A 24,499-nucleotide genomic window follows, 5' to 3' on the forward strand; every position below is an offset into this window, starting at 1 on the left:
TTACAGTCTTTACCCTTAACCTGCAAAAATAATCGGTCACAATCCATGATTAGGGCTACAAAATGACCAGTTTTTCTATTTTTTCTACTTTTTTATTCAACAATTCCGATTTCACAGTGAGTTTATAAACATAAACACCTTTCCCTATTTTATCACCAAAATCATCCCTACCGTCCCAGACCATATCCCTGGACAAGGAACTGGTTACTTTTGTTCCCGCATTGGTTTGGCCAATAATGGTCTTAACCAACTTTCCAGACACGGTGAATATCTGTATTGAAACGTCTAAAGGTGTAGAACTATTGTGATTGAACCAAAATTCTGTATAATTTACAAATGGATTGGGGTAATTCAGCACATTATTAATAACCAATTCTTGGTCTTTATCATAAACAATAAATTGGATTTCGGCTATCGAGGAATTATTGTAAACGTCCCATGCCTTAAGGGTTAAGGTATGCAACCCGGGTTCTAAATCCCGAAAAGGAAAACTCACCACTCCCTTTTGGTAATTGTCTACTTCGGTTTGATAATAATCATTCAACACATATGGATTGGTTTCATCTCCATCAATTATAGCTACAATATCATGCCCAATACCACTGGCGGTATTTATGCCGTTAGCATCTTCCAATTTAGCCAATAAGGTAGGGGATTCGTTAGTAATACCTCCCGAAACAAAATTTTCGTCATTCATATACAAGGTAATTACCGGACCGATATTATCTTCTTCGGCATTCTCATTTAGCCCTCCTATTTTAACCTCATTGATACTGGCTCCAGTTTGATCTTCTGTTGAAGTTTCATTTTTAGCATAAAAGCTTAGTTTTCCATAGCCTACAGGAATACCTACATCCCTGGGCACTACAAAATCGAATTCAAATTGTCCGTTTTGTATTGAGGATTGCCCTCTAAAAATAGTAGCTCCCAAAGCAGTAAAGTCCAGTTTAATGAGCTGCCCATTTGAATCCCTGGTACCATCATTGGCCAAAGTTTGTCTATCTACATACTTATCGTATATGGTTGTAGACAGTGTTCCATTATAGTTGGTCAATACATTGCCATTTACATCGGTAACTTCACCGGCAAGCTTAACATAGCTTAGGGCCTTGAGCGTATCTGTTGCCTGCGCTACGGGCACGTCGTTAATTTTTGTTAACCTGATATTGGGTTTTGGAAATGCCAACTGCATGGCTGGATCCCCTATATAAAACACCAGACGCCTTTGTCCTTGATTGGATATGGAAGGATCGTTTTTGGTTAAACGCAGGGCTTCAGCAGCCGATGGGTACTCATAGTCATTATAAGTATCATTATCGCTAAACGAAAACAAGTATTCTTCTAGAACATTATTAAAGTTGGTTCCAAAAATCACAAACACCTGCCGCGTTGTAGTAATAAGCCCTATGGCTCCAGCTTCCTTATTCCAAAACGTAAACTCTCCTGCTGTTTCCCTATGGGGATTATCAAACTTGGTATATTCACAGGTTACGGTTACAAAACAGTTGAGCTTACACAGATTTTGTAAATTTTCAATATGAGGCTTTAAAAAGATACGCTCTCCCGACAAGCCATCTTCGCCTCCATGTCCAAAATAATTAACCACTAAAGCTCCTTTATCGATACCATTAACCAAGGCCTCTGTGACCAAAGGGTAACGTTCTCCACCGGCCGAAACTTCCTGCTTATAAGCATCGCTATGAATTTTAATTACATTGATGTATGGCTTCTCAGCTGTAACCATATCACCTAAATTATTGGTCGTTTCCTGTAAAATGCCCTCCCAATCTTGATCCACGTCATCTGAAACTGCGATAAAATTATTGCGCCAACTGCCATAGGCTTCCTTGGCATAATACAATTCTATTTTATCCACCATATCTTTAGCTCGCTGCGGGGTATCGGCAAGGATACGCCCTACAGCAATATCCAACTTATCACTAACGGACATCATACCTTCATTATCGTCCATCATCCCATAAAAATCATCAGAGACATAAGAACTGGTTAAGTTAAAACTGTTTAACGAATACCAAGACGGTACTACATTGGTATTATTTTGCACCCGGTCTTTATAATCGTAAGACCCATCTCCGAACAAACACAAGTATTTTATCCGTTTGTCTGGTGAACTGGCATTATCATAAACATATTTAACAAGGTTTCTAATGGCACCAATATCTGGGTTTCCTGTACTAAACTCATTATAAATTTCATTTAGCCCTATAGCCTTAACATTAATGCCATATTTACTCCTATTGATGTTTGCCAAGCGCTCTGCCTGATTTAACATATCGTTTCGGGCAACAATTATATAATCTACATCCTGAAAGTTCCCTTGAGCATCGGTAAAAATGGTCCCTTTTATATTTTGATTGGGAACAGTGGTGGTTCCATCTACTTTAGGCTCAAAAAAATCTTGAGGTGACAGCGCTACAAAAGTCTTTAGTGTTCCTAATGTAGTTTTAAAACTAAACGAAGAAGTCGATTCGGTATTTTGAAGGCTTGTTACATTATAGATATCGGTTATTTCCCATACCTCAGACATCTGGGATGCATTAGCAATGGTGTACTGTCCAACCCCTGATGCTGTAGCAACAGCACTGTTTTTAAACTGAAATTGCTTATTATTAAAGTTTAATGCTCGGGTGGCTTCAATAGAAATATAATCCAAATAACCCAAAGCACTGGGATTACCTTGATTGTTATAGCTTAAACTCACCATAACGGAAGGAGAACTTACATTAACATCTCCATTATACTGAGCACCACTTGCCAAATTTGCCCCAGAAGAGCCAGCCATGGTTAGAGTTGAAACAGAAGCACCATTAACACTTATTTGCATGGCACTTGATGTTGATGAAGCTGCAGCCACATACACATTTAAGTGAATTGGCGTTGAAGTCACTAGGCCTGGAAACTGAAACTCAAAAGATTTATCGCTTTCTATATCAAATCGTTCACCAAACCAACGCCTGCCCAAAGACGCAATATTATAAACATCCACCTCATGAAATTGATAATCTTCATAAGTATCTATGTTCATGGTAACCGCACCACTAGGCTCTAAAAGCGGTGTTATGCGTTTACCGTTTCCAGGGCTTACATTAATATAATAATAGGTTTTATCGGTATAACAATTAATATTGGTATTGCTTTGTGCATCAAACAACTTAGGGCCTTCAGCATAAAAAAGTATATAATCTTCGTCGTTAAATACGCCATCGTCTTCGCCTTCAAATTTTATGGCATTCTCTTCAACATCAAATGGATAAGCTACTCCATTTGCATAAGGAATCATACGGCCGCCATTACCATACACTTTAATTGTTCTGGGATCTACATTGTTAACATTAACGCCCAAGCGCTGTAAAAAGCCTTTACTTAGCTTAAACACCCCAGTGGTATCCACATAAAAGCGGTACCATTCCCCAGAACTTAGCGCAGAGTTAGATACAATACGAGACGAAGTAAATCCTTTATTTGATAGCGTTTTGCTGGTGCTTACACCATTTTTATATTCAATTTGAAAGGAAACGACCTTCTTGTAATTCCCACTAGCATCTTTTATAATTGGAGACAATTGGAAAAAGGCATATTGCTTATATCTGCCATAAGAATTATGCAAACTATAAGTTAGCTTAGTTGCTATCTTGCTTAGATCTAAATCTTTTAGCTCATTTTTAGCGACCGTTTTATAGCTAATATTATTAACCACAATAGAAGCTTCGTTTACAGGTGTAGTTGTTTTCCATTGTGCTATAAACAGCAGACCTGTATCAAAATCGTAACTAAAATTGTCTCTATTAAAAGTAGGGATTTCGATGGTGCTATGACCTGTAGAAAGCTTTTGAACCCCTTCCCATTGAATAGAAAATTGCTTCTGTTGAGCAAAAGCAAGCGTATAAAATAATATAAATAGGACTAAAAATCTTTCTTTCATTGCAAGAATAACGTATTTAATAGGTCGTTATTATTAAAAATAAAATATTTTTACACTCGCTTCAAAAATACAATAATAAATTCGTAAAACATACGTTAATACAACACAAAACGGTGGTTAAAATCAGCAAAATCATCGATAAAATGCATAAAAAATAAGGTGAAATACACTTTTTTTTAGTCAAAATGCTTAAAATCGCTTGCAATCTTCGGTTTAATTCTTATATTGCAGCACCAAAATATAAATTAGCTTACTTAAAGATATGGATATGAAAAAAGTAGTAACATTCAAAACTCTGCTTATACTAGGGTTGTCTTTAGCAGCATTTAGCTGTAAAAAGTCGACGAGCTCTAAAAACACTTCCAGAGCTACAGGATGGCAAATTAACGACCGTGAAGGAGGTTTTCAATACAATACCCGTTTTGAAGAACAAGAAACCGCACCTGGCTTAGTATTTATTGAAGGAGGTACTTTTACCATGGGCCGTGTACAGGACGACGTGATGCACGATTGGAACAATACACCCAATCAACAGCACGTACAATCGTTTTATATGGACGAGACCGAGGTAACCAATGTAATGTACCTAGAATATCTAGATTGGATTAAACGTGTTTATCCTCCAACAGACGAAAACTTTAGAGCAATTTATCACGGAGCCCTACCAGATACTTTAGTTTGGAGAAACCGACTGGGCTTTAATGAGATTATGACCGAAAACTATTTGCGTCACCCAGGTTATGCCGAATACCCTGTTGTAGGTGTTAGTTGGATTCAAGCTGTGGAGTTTGCCAATTGGAGATCGGATCGTGTTGGAGAAATGGCTTTACAAAAAGCAGGCTATACTAAAAGAGGCTCTCACCTTACCGATGTTTCAGCCGATGCAACGTTTAATATAGACACTTATATTAATGCGCCAACGATGACTTATGGAGGTAATGAAGAGGTTATCAATCCAGAAGGTGGTAGAAGTAGAAATGCACAAGTAGACGCCGATGGAAACCCAGTAAATATTTATGCCAAAAGAGAATCGGGGGTTATTCCTTTAAAATATAGACTCCCAACTGAAGCAGAATGGGAATATGCTGCACTTGGACTAAGCGAAATTAGAAGTTATAACGTGTATAGAGGTCGTAAAAAATACCCTTGGGATGGACAGTACACTCGTGCTGGAAAACGTAGAATTCGTGGTGACCAATTAGCTAATTTTAAACAAGGTAAAGGAGACTACGGTGGAATTGCCGGTTGGTCTGATGATGGTGCCGATATTACTAACGAAGTGAAATCATACGACCCGAACGATTATGGTTTATATGATATGGCAGGAAACGTAGCCGAATGGGTTGCAGATGTTTACAGACCTATTGTAGATGATGAGTTTAACGACTTTAACTACTTTAGAGGTAACATTTACACCAAAAATGCTATAGACGAAGAAGGCCAGGTTAAAGTGGTAACACCAGAAGATATTGTTTACGATACCTTATCTACAGGCAAACTTATTGCAAGAAATTTACCTGGTGAAATACACCAAGTAGCAGTAGATGAAAATGAAACCTATTTAAGAACTAATTTTGATAAAAGTGATCATATCAACTTTAGAGATGGTGACAAGCGCTCTTCTAGATATTTTGAAAGCTTTAATGAAGGAGATGAAAGTGAAGAAGCTACAAACCATACCAGAAAAATGTACAACTCTCCTACGCACCGAATTGAAAGAGATTCTACGGGCAACATTATTAGAGAATACGATAAAAACAACAATAGAACGTCATTAATCAATGACAATGTAAGAGTTTACAAAGGCGGTTCTTGGAAAGATAGAGAATACTGGTTAGATCCTGCACAACGCCGCTATTACCCAGAAGATATGGCAACCGACTATATAGGATTTAGATGCGCCATGTCTAGAGTAGGTTCTAAAACCAAAAGAAAGAATAAAACGAAAAATTAATTTTGTTTTAAAATAATAAAAAGTCCTAACCTCGGTTAGGGCTTTTTTATTACATTTAACCTGCTGTGCATTTTAAATATATTGCAATTGTCAGTTCGAGTGCGAAGCGTATCAAGAACACTAGCAAATCTAGCTTCTCGATACCTGCCTGCCAGCAGGCAGGCAATTTGGAATACTCGGAATCACTCACAATGACTCGGAGAATTATTTGAAATGTAGAATAGCTTAATATTATTTTATAATTACAAAAATACGCCCTTGACCATAGCCAATATACACGCCCTATTCCTAGAATGCCACGCCGCATGTACAGACACCAGAACAATTGCTGAAAACGATATGTTTTTTGCACTTAAAGGTGATAATTTTAATGGCAATGCTTATGCAAAGCAAGCAATAGAACAAGGCGCCAAATATGCTATAATAGACGACCCTAAATTCACTATAAAAAACCAAACTATTCTGGTTAATAATGTTCTTGAAACATTACAGCAATTAGCCTCTTACCATAGACAGCATTTAAAACTTCCTATTATAGCTTTAACCGGCAGTAATGGCAAAACCACCACCAAAGAGCTGATAAACGCTGTTTTGTCGCAAAAATATAGTACTACTGCAACCGTTGGCAATTTAAACAACCACATTGGGGTTCCCCTAACCTTACTTTCTATGACTAATGGTACCGAAATAGGCATCGTGGAAATGGGCGCCAACCATCAAAAAGAAATTGAGTTTCTATGTGGCATCGCCCAACCAGACTATGGCTATATTACCAACTTTGGCAAAGCTCATTTAGAAGGTTTTGGAGGCGTTGAAGGCGTTATAAAAGGCAAAAGCGAACTATATAATTACCTAATAGCACACCACAAAACTATTTTTGTAAATGCCAATGATGCGATACAGGCTGAAAAGACTAAGCAGGCTAACAGACATACCTTTGGCGACGCTCTACAACATGTAAACATCAACTTTATTAGTGCCGAACCTTTTGTAAAACTGAATTACAACAACCTTGAAATAAACAGCCAACTTATAGGGAGCTACAACTTTAGCAATATTGCTGCTGCAATAGCTATGGGACATTATTTTAAAGTTGATGATGAAGCTATAAAGCATGCCATTGAAAACTATACCCCTAACAATAACCGTTCACAAATTATTAAAAAAGGCAGTTTAAAAATTATATTGGATGCCTATAATGCCAACCCAAGTAGCATGCGTGCTGCTTTAATGAATCTAGAAAAACAACAAGGCTTAAAAATGGTAATTCTTGGGGACATGTTCGAATTGGGCAATTATGCAGCCCAGGAACATCAAGCTATTACAGACTTAGCTATATCCCTGAATTTTGATGACATCATTTTAATTGGTGAAAACTTTTTTAAATGCCAAACTAATGCAAGCAAGGTTAAACAATTCAATACTTTTAATGATTTCAAGGCCTTATTAGATTTGTCGAAAGTCGATAATACCACCATTTTAATAAAAGGTTCTAGGGGTATGGCCTTAGAACGAACTTTAAACTGTTTTTAATAGTAGCTATGATAAAAAAACGTCTATCCGCATAAATGCTTATAGACGTCCATCGTTAAACTCTTCCCTAAATCTATCGATTAATAGCAATGTAAAGTACCTATTAAAAACTGTAATTTGCAATACTCAATTTGAGTATTTTTACTATTCATTGACCACAAACAACATCTAAATCAATAGCGCATTGTTCATTTTTAGCAATCCAACCAATTCTCCTGTAGAAGAAATATTTAGTTTTTTAAGGATATTTCGGCGGTGTGTGTCAACGGTATTAGAACTAATATTAAGCTTATCTGCAATTTCCTTACTGGTGTAATTCAACACTAATAGCCGTACAATATCACGCTCTCTGTTACTAATACCATCCGTTAACAGCTTTTGCGAAAAATTATTATAGTACTTTGTTTCATATTCATTATTGGCGTTTAAAAACTTAGCCGAAGCCGTTACAGGCATCTTTATTTTTGAATTTAAAACCGTGTAATGCGCCAAACCTATTATGGGTTTCATTTGGGCATCGAACTCTAAAGGCGTAGTATTCTGTATAATGTTGACGTATTCTCCTTTAATGTTTTTAAACCTATAGTTCCAGGTATAACTCATCTGCTTTCGATCGCTAAGTGCAATCTCAGAAAGCGTGAATGCCATAAGATCATTAAGTGCCTTCAACCATTTGTCTATATCGTCGGGATGGATCCTACTCCAAAAATAGCGCATGCCCTGAGATTGTAATTCTTGAGCTTCAATTCCCAAACAAGCTTTGGCATTTTTACTCACATATTGAAAGGTTAAGTCCTGTGTGTTGGTCACACAAAAAAATGTAGAACTGTAAGGCAAATAGTAATCGAGCTCAATAATCTTACTAATATGTTCATCTAACGATGGGCTGTCATAAGATTCAAAAATGGTTTTATACTTACTCTTTATATCTGCCAGTCTCATAAAAATAATTTTTATATTTTAAATTGTTAATTCCCGTACCAAGGAAAAATAACAATTATTTGGAGAAATAAAAACTAAGCCACCCCAAAAGTTACTTTAGACTGTTTAATAATGAGGTTTTTATATTTTTAACAATCGTAAACGACTTACATAGTGCTAAAGCCAATATACTACTGTACTTTTAATAATTTAGGATTGGAGCTTAAATAGATAGGTCCACAGCTCTTTATTTCTCTTCAGGTAACTTACTTCTCAGCTCTTTAAGTAATTTTTCCATTTTGTCAATTATTTGCTCATTGTTCAAAAAGACCTTATATGCTCCTGGCTTTTCATTAACTCCATCCTCAACAAAATAGTCGTCCCTTAAAAGCCAATTAAGATCAGCTTCTGGAAACTCATGAATAATCTTAGTCAAAAATTCTATCGATACCTTTTTGCCATTTACATATTGGGATAGCTGTGAATAATTCATATCAAACTTTACAGCCAGATCTCCCAGTTTATCATATTTACTTTTTATAAGTTGCCTAAGCTTATCTTCAAATACCATAACAAACACTAAATTTTTACTAATAGATAAATATTTTTGACTTTTTTTAATTATTTACATATATTTGTATGTAAATTCATTCGTATCGTGAGATTTTACCCAAATCTAAACAAATTTATACAAGTTATGACAAATTTAAATAAATTATATACTTCTTATGATGTCAACACACCCAAAGAACGGGAGGTTTTAAAAGATTTGCTTACCAAATACCTTCCCAAAGAATACACAGCCATAGTTATAAGCAAACTAAAAGCCAAGCATTATGAAGTCGATTCCCAAACGGTTAGAAACACGAAATGTGGACTCACTAAAAACATTGTCATTTTTAATACCATCGTAGAAATTGCTAGAGAGTATAAAAGCATAACACTAAAGCTAAAAGAGAACCTAAAAGAATAACCCACATATGTTAACCCCAAATCCTACAACATGCGAAAACCTAAACTTAAAGTACATGAGAAAAAAAACAATAAATTTTAAAGATTACCATAAAAAAATTGAAGATGGATTCAACACCATTTTTCATACCCGTACACTTAGAGGTATCGAAACTCAGAAATATGGCGGATTTAATGGTTATATGACCATTGTTAAGGAGCCTTTAGTGAGACAACAAATTATCCAACTTGCCATACTATGCCAAGAAATCCCTGCCAATATCACCCTAAAGGGCTATCGTAATGGGGTGCTCATCGAATTCTGGGAATAACATTATGCTATCGTATACAACCACTTTAAACTATGGTGTAATTCGTGCAAACAACCAACCCTTTACTTAATCAAGGCCTCTCATAACCGAACATCTAATGAAATTAACCAAACAACAAAAACAAAGAATATTCGATTGCCTATTGGATTTGGAGTTTTATTATGCCAATCATGGCAACAGTGAAGATTACGAAAACTTTGAAACCTTACTCGAACTTATTCGATTTCATAAGGTACAAACACCTAATTACGTTAACAGAACCACATTAAGCAATTACAACGGTAAGCATACTAAATCTAACTTTTGAACCACTCAGGATTAATTGCGCTTTAGCTATTACAATGATATTTGTATTGTTGAAAGCGAATTATTATTCAATATTAACTAATAGCAATACTGCAACTTCGCTCCTTTTTGCAGTCTGCCTTCACACCCATTTAAGAATTTTCATTACATTTAGTACGATAAATATAATGGAAATAAACCCCATTGTGTTTATTTTTTAGTTGTGTATAATTGAACATGAAAGTACTTCTTACCGGTGCAACTGGATACATAGGAAAAAGGTTATTACCTGTTCTAATTGAAGCAGGTTATGAAGTAGTATGTTGCGTTCGTGATAAGCGAAGATTTAGCCCTCCCCCCTCCATTAGCAATAAGATTTCTGTAATTGAAGTTGACTTCTTAAAAGAAGAATCGCTAGAAAAAATTCCTGCAGACATTAATGGGGCTTACTACTTGATCCATTCTATGACTTCATCAAAGAACTACCAAGCTCTCGAAAAAATATCGGCCATTAACTTTCGGAATGCATTAAATAATACAAATGCTGAGCATGTTATTTATTTAAGTGGAATTGTAAATGAAACAGAACTATCTAAGCATCTAAGCTCACGAAAACTCGTTGAAATTGAGCTTAATAAAGGAAGGTACAGTCTTACGACACTCCGAGCTGGAATAATTATTGGATCTGGTAGTGCCTCTTTTGAAATAATCAGGGATCTAGTAGAGAAGTTACCAATAATGATCACCCCAAAATGGTTAAAAACTAAATGTCAGCCTATTGGAGTTACTGATGTTATTGCGTTTTTGCACAAATCACTTTTCAATCCTAATACCTACGATCAAAATTTTGATATTGGAGGGCCTGACGTTTTATCTTATAAGCAAATGCTTTTAGGCTTTGCTAAATGCAGAAGCTTAAAACGTACAATTCTTATCGTTCCTGTAATGACACCCAGATTATCATCATACTGGTTGTACTTTGTTACGTCTACATCCTATAGGTTAGCTGTGTCTCTTGTAAACAGCATGAAGGTTGAAGTCGTTTGCCGAGACAATAAGCTGAGTAAAATTCTAGAAATTGAACCCGGCAACTATCAAGAAGCGCTTGAGAAAGCATTTAGTAAAATCAAGAATAACGAAATAATATCGAGCTGGAAAGATTCTTACACCAGTAGTGGAATTAGCTTTGATGTTTCTGATTTCATAGAAGTTCCGACTTATGGATGTTTTATTGATAAAAGAACAAGACGATTTGGTGATCGTAATTTATGTATTCGAAGAATCTGGAGTATAGGTGGTGAAACTGGCTGGTATTATGGTAACTTGCTATGGAGGTTAAGAGGTTTATTGGACAAAATGGTGGGTGGTGTAGGTCTGAGACGAGGTAGAACAAACGCTACTTCAATCAGTGCAGGAGATTCATTAGACTTCTGGAGAGTTTTATACGCAAATAAAAATGAAGGTCGATTACTTTTGTTTGCAGAAATGAGACTTCCGGGTGAAGCATGGTTAGAATTTAAACTTGTCGGTAACAAATTAGAACAAACTGCCACCTTCAGGCCATTGGGGCTATTTGGTAGGCTATATTGGTATTCCGTCTTGCCTTTTCATGGTTTAATTTTCAGGGGCATGTTAAAAAATATAACTAAACATAAAAAAACCTAAACTGTATTAAAATGCAATTTAGCCAAACCGTTAAAATAAATTGAAATGAGCAAACAACTTTCAACTTTTGGTATTTTATTATTCCTTTTATCGTGTTCTTCTACAAAACAAATTTCTAAGAATACTGCACAAATTCTTCGTGACAACAACACCTTTTTGATAACCGAAATATCTACTGATAAAACTTATGGTTTATCGCCTAAAAACCCAGTAGAGGTTGGTGGATCTAAAAATTCGGAAGGCCCTAAAAATGAAAGAAGATATCTTAATGCCTTGGCTGGACCAAACGGTGAAAAAATTTCATATTATAGAGCAGGAAGCTGTTGCGCTATTAAAAGCGACAACAACCCTTTTGGTTTTGATAGTGTTATGCTAGATAATTATAGAGTTACTTGGGAGAATTCTAAAGATACCATTTCAATTTACATCAACATGTATGATTCAGGAAAACTGAAAGCTCCCGTTGGATTTACTTTAAAAAAATAACAGATTACAGCCGACAACCACAACGAGAACCCATAACCTAAAAAAATGCAAATAAAAAACGCCCTGATATGAGCGTTTGTTTTATAGGCTACGTGAATTAGCAGATAAATTAACAGTAGCACTAAATTATGTTGTGGGTCGTACTGGATTTGAACCAGTGACTTCTACCTAGTCAAGGTAACACTCTGAACCCCGCCTGCCTATGTGAAGTGTACTGGATTCGAACCAGTGACCCCCACCCTGTCAAGGTGATGCTCTGAACCAACTGAGCTAACACTCCAATAAAAACCCTGGCGGGCGGGCAACTGAGTTAACGACCCTTTTATATTTATCGTGTAAATATATAAAAAAAGCTTCCATTTCTGGAAGCTTTTTGTGGGCGCGAAGGGATTCGAACCCCTGACCCCTTGGGTGTAAACCAAGTGCTCTGAACCAACTGAGCTACGCGCCCTTCGTAATTGGACTGCAAATATAGTCTAGTTTTTCAATTGGCAAAAACTTTTTTTAAAAAAATTAAATTATTCTTTTTCCATGGTAATTTTTATAACAGATTTCATCTCTTGCCCCATTACCGTCATATCCATTATTAAGTTAGATTCTATAACTGTACCCGTCTGTTTATCAATATCCATAGTGCCTAACATAGAACCTGTTGCGTTACCTGAGATAACACCATTCACATCTAAAACAACCTTATCTACTTCTATAGATTTTACAGTATAGGTACTTTTTATGTTTAACCCATTATTATCTTTTTCTGCAGTCCAAGCATACCCAACAGATACTTTCTCTTCTGGATAGACAACACTTTCTACCTGACTGGTAAATTGATCTATATTAGCTGCTGCACCAGATACGACTTCTACTTTTAACACTTTCCCCAAATTATTGGTCTTAACAGACAAAACCGTTTCTAATAAAGGCTTCATTTGCTGGCCCATTTGCTTAGCGTTTTCATCCAGGCTTTCTTCTTCAACATCCGAGTCATAAGCCATTTTCATACCACCTTGCTCCATATGCATTGCTACCTTGCTAAAGCTTACATTTGTTCCAAAAACAGCGTCTTCTGAAGAGACAACTTCCATTAGCATATGCATATTCATATCCATTGACATGGCGCCACCGCCCATGTTTTGGCTCATGTTCATTTTCATGAGATACTTATCGCCTTTATTATAATTTAATCGTAAAAGCGTTGATTCTTGGGCAAAAACAGAAACAGAAATTGCCAGAATTAAAAAAATAGACAGTAATTTTTTCATGGTAAATTTATTTATGGGATTATTTATAGGTTAAGCTACGAATATAGGTTTTTTATTACAAAAAATCAAAGGATTTCTGAAACTATAAACGTACTCCCCCCTATAAAAATAAAATCGTTTGGAGAAGCGCGTTCTAAAGCCGCTTGATAAGCTTCTTTTACCGATGCAAAACAATGGCCCTCTATGCCATATACCTCTAAAGCTTTCTGTAATACTTTGGCATCTTGCCCACGCGGAATATCTGGTTTACAAAAATAATATCTGGCTTTTTTGGGTAACAGGTCTGCTATTGTATTTATGTCCTTATCATTAACTACACCAAAAACAAGATGTAAATTATTAAAGGTTTCTTCCTGAAGCTGTTTCATAGTATAAGCAAGTCCTTCCCTATTATGCCCTGTATCGCACACTACTTTTGGCCCCTCTCCTAAAACTTGCCAACGCCCTAGCAGTCCCGTATTTTTAACAACGTTTAATAGTCCTTTTTTTAAATTGGAATTTGAGAGTTTAAATCCTTTCTGCTTAAGTTCCAACACAGCTTGCATTACAGTCCTTATATTTTTGGACTGATAGGGTCCCTTTAAATCACTCTCCAAAATAGTCTTCACATGTTGGTCCGCAAATACAATTTTAGCGTTGGACTGTCTAGCTAAGTCCTCAAAAACGGGCTTTGTTTCTTCTTGGGTTTCACCAATAACTACAGGAACATATGGTTTAATTATGCCACCTTTTTCAAAAGCAATAACCTCTAAAGTATGACCCAAAAACTGGGTATGATCCAAGCCTATGTTCGTAATCACCGATAACTCTGGCGTAATAATATTGGTAGAATCCAGTCGTCCTCCCATACCTACTTCCACAATAGCCATATCTACCTTTTGTTTTGAAAAATAGTCAAAGGCCATGCCTACTGTCATTTCAAAAAATGATAATTGATGGGCTTCAAAAAAAGGTTTATTACGCTTTATAAAGCCCATAACAAACTGTTTGCTTACTGGCCGACCGTTTATTTTTATGCGCTCCCTAAAATCTTTTAAATGCGGCGAGGTATATAGCCCCACTTTATAGCCTGCTTCTTGTAAAACCGATGCCAACATATGGCTTGTAGAGCCTTTACCATTGGTACCGGCCACATGGATAGATTTAAAATGACGCTCTGGAAAGTTTAAATACGCAGCAAGTTTTAAGGTGTTGGATAAATCTTTTTTGAAAGCCAATTTACCTTGATGTTGGTACATTGGAAGTTGTGAAAACATCCAATTGACAGTCTCTTGATAGGTCATACTGTACTACTGACTTAATTTAAAATTAACGCTTACAAATCCAATCTGTCTTGTAGGAGCATTAGAATCTGCCGGCCATTTATGGGATTGCGCTATTTTTTTTGCTGGTTCTAAAAGGCATTGTGCTGTATTTGTTGTTCCCTTAACACCTGGAATAGCTTCTATAACATTACCGCTTTGGTTAACAACAATTTTAACAATCACCATTCCAGACTCATTACAATCTTGTTTCATGGTTTTATACGAAGCACGGCCACGGCCATTTAAACCATAACCTACGCCACCACTTCCTGTGCCTTGCCCTCCAAAATAACTTGGTGCATAAGGATCGCCATCCAATTGCCCTTTATCTCCTGCCCTATTATCATTGCCTTCACTACCAGTTGTTGTCCCTTCCGACTTACTAACACCTCCTATTAGTGCATCCAGTTTTCTTTTCTTCTCTTCCTGCTCTCTTTTTTCTTTTGCAATGCGTTCGGCTTCTGCTTTGGCCTTAGCTTCTGCAATGGCCTTTGCTCTGGCTTCGGCTTCTTTTTGCTTTTTTATAGCAATGGCTTCTTCATTCTCCTGGGTCAACACTTCTTCTTTAGCTTCTGAAGATGGCGACGGTTGTGATTTCGAGGCTTCTGGCTGAGGAGGCTCGGGAATTTTTTTAGGTTCCGATTTTACGGGTTGCTTAGGCTGAATATTGCCCCGGCCAAAATCGCTATTGCCAAAGTTTACCGCTACACCATACTCCTCTGGCGGATCCATATAGGTTGTACCAACCACAAACAACAACAAAACAATAATAACAGTAATTAATGCTGTTAATTTTGCTGAATCCTTCTCATGTTTGGTCTCGAAGTATTTCATTATTTAGGTTTTACGGCCAATATCACCTTAAACTTATTTCTATTGGCTATGTCCATGACCTTTACTACGTTTTCAACTGGCACCGATTTCTCGGCCCGAAGTACAATGGTTGGCTTTTCCTGTCCCGAAAGCTTAGCTAGCAATTCATTTTCCAACACACTTTCACCAACCCTTTTTTGGTCTATATAATAGGTTAAATTCTTTTTAATGCTCACTGCTACCGAACGCTTATTCTCCGTTTTACCGCTTGCTTTTGGTAATAAAATATCAATAGCATTGGTAGTTACCAAGGTAGATGCAATCATAAAAAAGATAAGTAACAGGAATACAATATCCGTCATGGACGACATATTGAATTCGGGAGTAACTTTGTTTCTTCCTCTAAAATTCATATTAAGTAGGCTCGTTTAAGTGATCTAAAAATTCCAACGAATTGGCTTCCATTTGATATACCACTTTATCGGTTCTTACCACCAAGTGATTATAGGCCATATAGGCCACAATACCAACAATTAAACCAGCTACTGTTGTGGTCATAGCTGTATATAATCCGCCTGCCAAAACATCCATTTCTATCGTTCCACCAGCATTGGCCAATTCAAATATTGCTAAAATCATACCAATAACTGTTCCAAGAAAACCAATCATAGGTGCCGCCCCCGAAATGGTTGCCAAAATACTTACGTTTTTTTCCAACCCATAAATTTCAAGACGTCCTGCATTTTCTATGGCTGTGTTAATATCGGCCAGAGGCTTTCCTATTCTCGAAATTCCTTTCCCTATTAATCGGGATACTGGCGAGTTTACTTGGGCACAAAGTACCTGGGCAGAATCAATCTTACCATTACTCACATAATCTTTTATTTGATTCATAAAGTTGGCATCGACCTTTGATGCTGCTTTAACGGCAAATAAACGTTCAAAGTAAATGTAAGTGGCTGCGATAAGCAACAAGAATAAAATAGCGATAATTAACTGTCCTGCAACACCACCACTACTTATTAATTCTATAATTGATAATGTTTTTTCAACAGACTCCCCATCTGTTAAAACTTCACCTTCTTGGGCATTTTGTAATAATGTAATTAGCATAAATTAAAATTTTATTGCAACTGTATAACGTATCTTTTTTTGCTAAAGTATAATAAAAATAGTTTTCGATACTATTTTCAGTATTACATTCTAATAAAAAAAGAAAAAGATTAACCGTTCGGCTAATCTTTTTCTTTTTTGTTATTGGTTACCACTTATTGGGTTAATCATTTTATACTGATTTTATGCTTCCCCATTAAAACAATGTTCTGGTAAACATAAAGGCTACTGCTCCAACTAGGAAACCTACTAAGGCCAACCATGAAATTTTTCTCAAGTACCAGAAAAAGTCAATCTTTTCCATACCCATAGCTACAACTCCTGCAGCAGACCCTATAACAAGCATACTTCCTCCAGTTCCTGCTGAATACGCTATAAAATGCCAAAGTTCATTATCTATAGGTTCATGGAACATCCCTAAACTAGCTGCGACCAAAGGCACATTATCTATTACAGCTGACCCTACACCTAACAATAACACTACAATATCGGACACTCCACTGTGATGTAGTTCCGTCCCCAACATAGGCATAGTCTCTTCTAATGTTCGTGCAAAATTAAATAAGATCCCTAAAGATTCTAAAGCTGCTACGGCCATTAATATACCCAAGAAAAATAATATACTTGGCAGCTCTATTTTAGACAATGAATAATGTACTGGACTATGGTGTGCATGGGCATCGCTCTCTTCGGCACCATACTGGGTCATACTAAACTTAGAGCTACTATAAATTTCTGCAAAAACAGCAACAATGCCTAACGATAACATCATACCCACATAGGGCGGTAAATGTGTCGCCATCTTAAATATAGGCACAAAAACTATAGCTCCCAATCCTAAATAAAGCATGGTACTACTAAACTTAGATTTCGGTTTATCTGCTGTCTCTTCCATCTCTAAATCCCCCTTAAAAGCTGGTAAAAATGAAGCAATTAACGAGGGAACAACCATACATAAAAGTGAAGGCACAAATAAATAACCTATTAAATGACCTGTTGTTACTTTTTTACCAATCCATAACATGGTTGTAGTTACATCTCCTATAGGGGACCAAGCACCTCCTGCATTGGCAGCTATAATAATTAGACCAGCGTACCATATCCTAACATTTCTATCCTTAACTATTTTTTGTAAAATAGAAATGAGAACGATTGTAGCTGTTAGGTTATCTATAATGGCCGAAAGGATAAATGCCAGAATGGAAAAAATCCATAGTATTTTAGTTTTGTTCTTGGTTTTAACAAAGTTCTTAATTGTAGAAAAACCGTCAAAATAGTCTATAATTTCTACAATGGTCATAGCGCCTAATAGGAACACCAAAATTTCGGCCGTTTTTCCTAAATGGTGCAATAAGGTTTCTTCCATTAAATGCATCTTTTCGTCTAATGAAAAGCCACCAAAGCCTTCTAATAAAGTATGTTTTCCTGAATCGAACCACTGCGGAAAAGTTTCTATTCCAAAGGCTATTAAAGCCCAACAAATGGCCATCATCACCAGAGCCGGAACCAGCTTATCTATTTTTATACTATGTTCTAAAGTAATAGCTAAATACCCTACTGCGAATACCAAAATAATTGCTGCTTCCATATGCTTATTTAAATTAATTGGCTTAACGCAATTTCAAAAGCTGTTGCGCTAAGTCCGTGTTTCGATTTATTTTTATTATATACTTTTTCCAGTGCTTGTTTAATTCTATTTGAAGTATCATTAAATATAGCTTCATCTGTCATTTGCACACGACGCTCCATAAAGTAAGCAAATACACGGGCCATACCACAATTGGAAATGAAATCCGGTATTAAACTCACGCGAAAATCGGTATGCTCCATAATAGGGCCAAAGAATATCTCTTTATCGGCAAATGGTACATTTGCCCCACAAGAGATCACTTCCAAACCACTATCTATCATTTCATCTATTTGATGGATAGTAACTAATCTTGAGGCTGCACAAGGCGCAAAAATCTGAGTCTTAAGGGTCCAGATTTTTTCATTTATCTCTTCAAACGGAATTAAATCCTCACTCACTAATGTATTCCCTTTTTTAGCTAGAAACAGTTTGGTAATCTCTTCAAATGTAAATCCTTCTTCATTAATGAGCCCCCCAACTATATCAATAATACCAACTATTTTAACTCCCATTTGGGATAAATAAAACGCGGCTGCTGCACCTACATTACCAAACCCTTGAATAACAGCCCGCTTGTCTTTAATGTCTCCTCCATAAATGGTGTAATACTGTTTTACAGCTTCAGCTACACCAAAACCGGTAATCATATCGGCTACAGTATATTTCTTTGAAACATCTGGAGAGTATTGCGGATTTTCTATAACTTTTATCACACCTTGGCGCAATTGCCCTATTCTATTAATTTTATCAGCTTCGGTAGGTTTAAAATGCCCATTAAAAACACCTTCCTGAGGGTGCCAAACTCCACTTTCCTCTGTAATGGGTATCACCTCATGGGTTTCATCTACATTTAAATCACCACCTGTTCCATAATAACTTTTTAACAATGGAGATACTGCTGCATACCAACGTTCCAATACTCCTTTTTTACGAGGATCCTTTGGGTTAAAATTTATACCAGATTTAGCTCCTCCTATTGGTGGGCCAGATACAGTAAACTTAATCTCCATGGTTTTAGCTAAAGACAGTACCTCATTCATATCCAAACCTTCTCGCATTCTGGTTCCTCCACCAGCGGCTCCTCCTCGTAAGGAATTTATAACAACCCACCCTTCGGCTTCAGTTTCGGAGTCTTTCCAGTTAAAAACAATTTCAGGAGTTTTATTTTCGTATTTTTTTAATAATTCTTTCATGTTTAGCACTAATTTATTTTCAGCTTTAATTCTTGGTTTACGGGAAGATTAATCTAAGCGTAGCTAAAGCTGAGTCATACTAAAAAAAAATTTGAATTATTACTGTAGCAAATATAGAAAACTAAAGTTTTTTTGGGCTAAATTTATACGTTTTTTACGGGTAAAATTTATTACCAGAGCTATGATTCTTCGATGCTCCCGTAACACTTTTTAAACAATTGGTTTCATTTCTAAGTTTTAATACCCCTAGCAAAGCAAATATTAGTGCTTCTTTGAACTCAACAATTGTCTTTGTAGGAATTACTATGTTACACTTTGAATGGCTTTTTATTCTACCTACCAAATAATCGTTATAGGCACCACCGCCTGTCACCAAAACCGAACTCTTGTTTTCTATATGTATTTCTTTTGAAATTTGTATGGCAATATGTTCGCAAAATGTCTTTAAGATATCTGGCACATGTAAACCAAAAGCATCTATTAAAGGGAAAACTGTTTTGGTAACCCATTCCAGCCCTAAAGATTTTGGATAGGGCTGTTTGTAAAATTCCAAATTATTTAGCCTGGATAATAGTTTTTCATCTACTTTTCCTCGTAAAGCTATTAGGCCTTTATCGTCATAATTATGCCCTAACTGCTTAACATAATGGTTTAATACAATATTTACGGGGCAAATATCATAAGCTATTCGCTCGTTGTTTAAGCTGGTTGATGTATTGGCAAAACCTCCAAGGTTTAAACAAAAATCGTATTCAGAAAAAAGCAGTTCATCTCCAATAGGTACCAATGGTGCTCCTTGACCTCCTAGTTCAACATCCTGAACTCTAAAATCGCAAACTACAGTTTGCTCTAATAGATTAGAAATAATAGGCATATTTCCTATTTGATACGTTATTTTTCTTTCCGGTTGATGTAATGCCGTGTGCCCATGCGAGCAAATTGCGTCAATAGCTTTTATTTGATGTTTGGCAATAAATGCTTTGATGGTGTCGGCCAACAAATATGTATATTCCTTATCAACCGACTTAAGCTCCTCCATATTATATGATACCAAACGGCTTAATTTATCCAGCCATATTTTATTATAACTTACAGTTTCGGCTTGAATGATATCAAAATGCCAAGTAGTATCTAAATGAAACTTAACATATACCAGATCAATTCCATCCAGAGATGTCCCAGACATCACGCCAATCACATTATACTCATTTTTTATCATATTAGTAAAAATAGAATTTATTATTAATAATATCTCATTAAAATAGTATATTTGCTACTATATTTTACCATATCAATAATTTTTTATTTTATGAATTTTAATCTTTCAGAAGAACACATCATGATTCGCGATGCCGCTCGTGATTTTGCTCAAACCGAATTACTCCCTGGCGTTATTGAACGTGACAATAAACAACATTTTCCCGATGAATTGGTAAAAAAAATGGGGGAACTTGGATTTATGGGCATTATGGTCGATCCTAAATATGGTGGAAGCGGTATGGATACCATATCTTATGTGCTCATTATGGAAGAACTTTCAAAAATTGACGCTTCGGCTTCGGTAATCGTATCGGTAAACAACTCCTTGGTATGCTATGGACTTGAAGCTTACGGCTCCGAAGAACAAAAACAAAAATATCTAACCAAACTGGCTACCGGAGAATATATAGGTGCCTTTTGCTTGAGTGAACCAGAAGCTGGAAGTGATGCCACTTCCCAAAGGACAACAGCTATAGATAAAGGTGACCATTATATCATAAATGGTACAAAAAATTGGATTACAAATGGTGGCCGTGCCGATGTATACCTTGTTATTGCCCAAACTGATCGCGATAAAGGTTCTCATGGCATTAATGCTTTTATTGTTGAACGTGGTACAGAAGGGTTTCATGTTGGGCCTAAAGAAGATAAATTGGGCATTCGTGGCAGTGATACGCACACATTACAATTCAACGATGTTAAAGTTCCTAAGGAAAATAGAATTGGCCCGAACGGTTCGGGGTTTCGGTTTGCTATGAAAACCTTATCAGGGGGACGCATAGGTATTGCATCACAAGCTTTGGGTATTGCTCAAGGAGCTTACGAACTGGCCCTTAAATATTCTAAAGAACGAAAAGCTTTCGGTACCGAAATATGCAACCACCAAGCCATTGCGTTTAAATTGGCCGATATGTATACTGAAATTGAAGCAGCAAGGCTATTGGTTATGAAGGCTGCACATGATAAAGACCTAGGTAATAATTATGACAGGTCTAGCGCTATGGCCAAACTTTATGCATCTAAAGTAGCTATGGATGCTACAGTTGAAGCCGTACAAATACACGGGGGGAATGGCTTTGTAAAAGAATACCATGTGGAGCGCCTAATGCGTGATGCCAAAATCACCCAAATTTATGAAGGCACTTCTGAAATTCAAAAGATTGTAATATCGAGGAGTATTCTAAGAGATTAAAATTCTTTTTTTTGATTTCCAGAAGAATTTTGAGGGATTAGTTATTGAATTCATTAACCATTAAACGCAATTCACTATAGGAGTATTTATCGTCCAATTGGGCTTTTAAATCGGATAAGCTTTCAAATGTTTTTTCAGGAATTATTTCCTTAAATTCCTGATAACGTTCCTTAGACATCAAATCTGTAATTTTCACTTCCCCTGTAGGAATATAATGGGATAAGTGACCAAAAATAGTATCATGAACCAAATCTCTTTCCTTTGCAATTGCATCAATGGATTTTCCAGATAGAAATAACTCTAAAGACACTTTTTTAGTATTTGGCTTCTTTGGCTTCTCAAAACTATCGCTATTTGGTGAGCCCTCTATACCATTCTTTTCACAGAAATCCTTGATCACACCCAAAATAGCCTCGCCATATTTTTCCACCCTAACTTTTCCCATACCTTTAACGCCTATAAGTTCTTGCTTGGTAAGCGGTAAGGTTTCGCACATTTCATACAAGGCCTTTTGGGTGAATATTTGATAATGGATTACATCTTCAGTTTCTGCAATATCATTTCTCAGCGCCCTTAATAATTCAAATAATTCTATGTTTGTAGTCTCACTAATTACAGGGGTTCTAGCTGTTTTTGTTTTTTTCTTATCCAAAAAAACAGATTTTGCGTTTAACTCTAAAAATTGCGAAACATTAAACTCTGTACTTAAACCCTTAAAGTATAATAATTTGGCCTGTAATTGCTGGTCGATATCTTCAAAAAACTTATCGATATCTTTCTCGATGGCCTTGTTATCTGTTGTAAAACCGCTTAATTTAAACGGGGCATTAATGGTTGTTTCGGTCTGTTCCCTAAAATAATTAACAGCCTTGATAAAGCGGTCTTGTACAACCTTATTCAACTGGGGTTCTTCAAGTGGTTCTACCAAGGTTTGCAACTGCTTTTGAAAACTGTTGGCTATTTTCAATAAATTGGTAACACCTTCTTTTATAGTATTCAAATGCTCCTCTAAATTACCCTCTATGCTATTCCTATTTTTATAATAAATATCCAAAAGTCGGTTAATAGGATATAAGAAACCATAAAAATCGAACATCTGCGCTATTAAATTTAATTGAAATGTCGATTTAGATTCCAATAAAGCCTCATTGTCAGGTGGGTTCCTTTCGGCATTCTCATTAAAAGTCAGCACGTTTTGATCATTAATAATCTGGTTGGAATCTATTTTGCTCTTAAGTACCAGGCCCTCTAGTGATTTGCATCTACTCAATGCTACATAGGTTTGTCCATGGGCAAATGCCGCCTTGGTATCTATAATAACTTTTTCGAATGTTAAACCCTGACTTTTATGAATGGTAATAGCCCAAGCCAATCGTAATGGTATTTGGGTATATGTTCCAATTATATTTTCGGAAATAGCATTCGTTTTTGCATCGATGGTATAATTTATATTTTCCCAAGTTTCTGGAACAACAATAATATTAAAATCATCGTCTGGACAGTGCACTACAACTTCATCTTCATCCAACAAAATAACTTTACCTATTTTTCCATTAAAGTAACGCTTTTCAGGGGAGCTATCGTTCTTAATAAACATAACCTGTGCTCCCACTTTTAAAACCAACTCTTCTTTATTGGGATATGCATATTCAGGAAACTTCCCTTCTACAACAGCATTATAACTAAGCGTTTTCGTTTTTAAACCGTCTAGCTTTTCAATATTAACCTGTTCTGCCCTATTATTATGTGTCGTTAAGGTAATATAACCAGATTGGTCGTCTGGAATAAAATTAGGTTGGTATCTCTTATTGAGTTCGTTAGCCGATTCAAGTGTTAATCTATTGACCCTAATTTCATTTAATATAGTAATGAACTTAGGGTTGTCTTGCCTATAGATATGCTTTAATTCAATAGCAATTGCATTACATTCCTTATAGCTGTTGCTACTGAAAAAAAATGCGTTATTATAGTGGTTCCTTAATAATTGCCATTCATTATCCTTTACCACAGGAGAAAGTTGTTGTAGGTCACCAATCATTAACAATTGTACCCCTCCAAAGACTTTATTTCTATTTTTAAACCGCCTTAGTGTTTTATCTATGCCATCTAAAACGTCGGCGCGAACCATACTTATTTCGTCAATGACCAATAAATCCAAAGATTTTATAATATCAATCTTGGTTTTACTAAACTTTCTATTAAAATTGGAATTATTATTTAATACTTCATTGGGAAGAATAGGTCCAAAAGGCAGTTGAAAAAAGGAATGTATGGTCACCCCTTTGGCATTAATAGCTGCAACTCCAGTAGGAGCTACCACTACCATGCGCTTAAAGGACTTCATTTTTAGCTTATGCAGAAAAGTAGTTTTTCCGGTACCTGCTTTACCTGTTAAAAATATATTTCTATCAGTATAGTTTACAAAATCCCAAGCTAAATCCAGTTCTATATTCCTTTCCATCTATTGCTCTTTACAAAAGTGCTATAAAACTAAAAAAATAAATTGTAAGTAAAAACTTAATTAACATAGAATAGAAACAAAAAAAGCCCTTCATTAAAAAATGAAGGGCTTTACAATACTGACGCTACGGTCAGTACAAAAAAGGCAACGACCTACTCTCCCACAAATGCAGTACCATCGGCGCTAACGGGCTTAACTTCT

At 36.1% G+C, this 24,499-nt stretch carries 20 protein-coding genes and 2 tRNA genes; 8 read left to right on the top strand and 14 right to left on the bottom strand.

The genetic code is table 11. The features are described from left to right. Positions 1–55: 55 nt before the first annotated feature. Complete coding sequence (gene porU, locus MR062_RS12935; RefSeq protein WP_242204936.1) at positions 56–3,943, bottom strand: type IX secretion system sortase PorU; 3,888 nt, start codon at positions 3,941–3,943, stop codon at positions 56–58. 262 nt (positions 3,944–4,205) lie between these two features. Between porU and gldJ the strand changes: the two genes are divergently transcribed. Both gldJ and MR062_RS12945 read left to right on the top strand, forming a co-directional pair. Further along, positions 4,206–5,897: a gliding motility lipoprotein GldJ gene (gene gldJ / locus MR062_RS12940; protein ID WP_242204938.1), complete on the top strand. Its 1,692-nt coding sequence runs from the start codon at positions 4,206–4,208 to the stop codon at positions 5,895–5,897. Between the two features lie 258 nt (positions 5,898–6,155). After that, positions 6,156–7,430, top strand: coding sequence for a UDP-N-acetylmuramoyl-tripeptide--D-alanyl-D-alanine ligase (locus tag MR062_RS12945; RefSeq protein WP_242204940.1), 1,275 nt, complete (start codon positions 6,156–6,158; stop codon positions 7,428–7,430). Positions 7,431–7,598: 168 nt separating this feature from the next. Here MR062_RS12945 and MR062_RS12950 read toward each other — a convergent pair whose 3' ends face one another. Next, positions 7,599–8,372, bottom strand: a complete 774-nt coding sequence (locus tag MR062_RS12950; RefSeq protein ID WP_242204942.1) for a LuxR C-terminal-related transcriptional regulator — start codon at positions 8,370–8,372, stop codon at positions 7,599–7,601. 226 nt (positions 8,373–8,598) lie between these two features. Beyond that, positions 8,599–8,922, bottom strand: coding sequence for a helix-turn-helix domain-containing protein (locus MR062_RS12955; RefSeq protein WP_242204944.1), 324 nt, complete (start codon positions 8,920–8,922; stop codon positions 8,599–8,601). A 126-nt stretch (positions 8,923–9,048) separates the two neighbouring features. Between MR062_RS12955 and MR062_RS12960 the strand changes: the two genes are divergently transcribed. From MR062_RS12960 to MR062_RS12980, 5 genes are all read left to right on the top strand, one after another. Then, a complete protein-coding gene (locus MR062_RS12960; RefSeq protein WP_242204946.1) occupies positions 9,049–9,324 on the top strand; it encodes a hypothetical protein in 276 nt (91 codons plus the stop codon). Between the two features lie 55 nt (positions 9,325–9,379). After that, on the top strand, positions 9,380–9,634 hold the full coding sequence (locus MR062_RS12965) for a hypothetical protein (RefSeq protein ID WP_242204948.1): 255 nt from the start codon (positions 9,380–9,382) through the stop codon (positions 9,632–9,634). Between the two features lie 97 nt (positions 9,635–9,731). Continuing rightward, positions 9,732–9,941: a hypothetical protein gene (locus MR062_RS12970; RefSeq protein WP_242204950.1), complete on the top strand. Its 210-nt coding sequence runs from the start codon at positions 9,732–9,734 to the stop codon at positions 9,939–9,941. A gap of 215 nt (positions 9,942–10,156) precedes the next feature. Further along, complete coding sequence (locus tag MR062_RS12975) at positions 10,157–11,584, top strand: SDR family oxidoreductase (protein WP_242204952.1); 1,428 nt, start codon at positions 10,157–10,159, stop codon at positions 11,582–11,584. Positions 11,585–11,629: 45 nt separating this feature from the next. After that, entirely contained in the window at positions 11,630–12,070 is a 441-nt protein-coding gene (locus tag MR062_RS12980) for a 2-dehydro-3-deoxyphosphooctonate aldolase (protein ID WP_242204954.1), read from the top strand. Positions 12,071–12,275: 205 nt separating this feature from the next. On the opposite strand, the gene MR062_RS12985 is transcribed toward MR062_RS12980, so the two are convergent. The 10 genes from MR062_RS12985 to MR062_RS13030 form a co-directional block, all read right to left on the bottom strand. Then, a tRNA-Val gene (locus MR062_RS12985) sits at positions 12,276–12,350 on the bottom strand. A gap of 96 nt (positions 12,351–12,446) precedes the next feature. Then, positions 12,447–12,521, bottom strand: a tRNA-Val gene (locus MR062_RS12990). A 67-nt stretch (positions 12,522–12,588) separates the two neighbouring features. Next, the gene (locus MR062_RS12995) at positions 12,589–13,332 is read right to left on the bottom strand and encodes a DUF6263 family protein (RefSeq protein WP_242204956.1); all 744 of its coding nucleotides are present in this window, start codon (positions 13,330–13,332) and stop codon (positions 12,589–12,591) included. A gap of 65 nt (positions 13,333–13,397) precedes the next feature. Continuing rightward, positions 13,398–14,615 (bottom strand): bifunctional folylpolyglutamate synthase/dihydrofolate synthase, encoded by a 1,218-nt coding sequence (locus tag MR062_RS13000; protein WP_242204958.1) that lies wholly within the window; start codon positions 14,613–14,615, stop codon positions 13,398–13,400. A gap of 6 nt (positions 14,616–14,621) precedes the next feature. Beyond that, on the bottom strand, positions 14,622–15,470 hold the full coding sequence (locus MR062_RS13005) for an energy transducer TonB (protein WP_242204960.1): 849 nt from the start codon (positions 15,468–15,470) through the stop codon (positions 14,622–14,624). After that, a complete protein-coding gene (locus MR062_RS13010; RefSeq protein WP_242204962.1) occupies positions 15,470–15,862 on the bottom strand; it encodes an ExbD/TolR family protein in 393 nt (130 codons plus the stop codon). Before MR062_RS13010 ends, MR062_RS13005 begins: the two co-directional genes overlap by 1 nt. 1 nt (position 15,863) lies before the next feature. Continuing rightward, positions 15,864–16,562 (bottom strand): MotA/TolQ/ExbB proton channel family protein, encoded by a 699-nt coding sequence (locus MR062_RS13015; RefSeq protein ID WP_242204964.1) that lies wholly within the window; start codon positions 16,560–16,562, stop codon positions 15,864–15,866. Positions 16,563–16,758: 196 nt separating this feature from the next. Beyond that, positions 16,759–18,150: a sodium:proton antiporter NhaD gene (gene nhaD, locus MR062_RS13020; protein WP_242204966.1), complete on the bottom strand. Its 1,392-nt coding sequence runs from the start codon at positions 18,148–18,150 to the stop codon at positions 16,759–16,761. A gap of 8 nt (positions 18,151–18,158) precedes the next feature. Continuing rightward, positions 18,159–19,385: a Glu/Leu/Phe/Val dehydrogenase dimerization domain-containing protein gene (locus MR062_RS13025; RefSeq protein ID WP_242204967.1), complete on the bottom strand. Its 1,227-nt coding sequence runs from the start codon at positions 19,383–19,385 to the stop codon at positions 18,159–18,161. A 154-nt stretch (positions 19,386–19,539) separates the two neighbouring features. Further along, entirely contained in the window at positions 19,540–20,604 is a 1,065-nt protein-coding gene (locus tag MR062_RS13030) for an anhydro-N-acetylmuramic acid kinase (RefSeq protein WP_242204969.1), read from the bottom strand. Positions 20,605–20,694: 90 nt separating this feature from the next. Here MR062_RS13030 and MR062_RS13035 point away from each other — a divergent pair, with 90 nt between their 5' ends. Further along, entirely contained in the window at positions 20,695–21,837 is a 1,143-nt protein-coding gene (locus MR062_RS13035) for an acyl-CoA dehydrogenase (protein WP_242204971.1), read from the top strand. Between the two features lie 37 nt (positions 21,838–21,874). On the opposite strand, the gene MR062_RS13040 is transcribed toward MR062_RS13035, so the two are convergent. Continuing rightward, complete coding sequence (locus MR062_RS13040) at positions 21,875–24,298, bottom strand: helix-turn-helix domain-containing protein (protein WP_242204973.1); 2,424 nt, start codon at positions 24,296–24,298, stop codon at positions 21,875–21,877. Between the last annotated feature and the right edge of the window lie 201 nt (positions 24,299–24,499).

The organism is Aestuariivivens insulae (assembly GCF_022662195.1).
GTDB classification, from domain to species: domain Bacteria; phylum Bacteroidota; class Bacteroidia; order Flavobacteriales; family Flavobacteriaceae; genus Aestuariivivens; species Aestuariivivens insulae.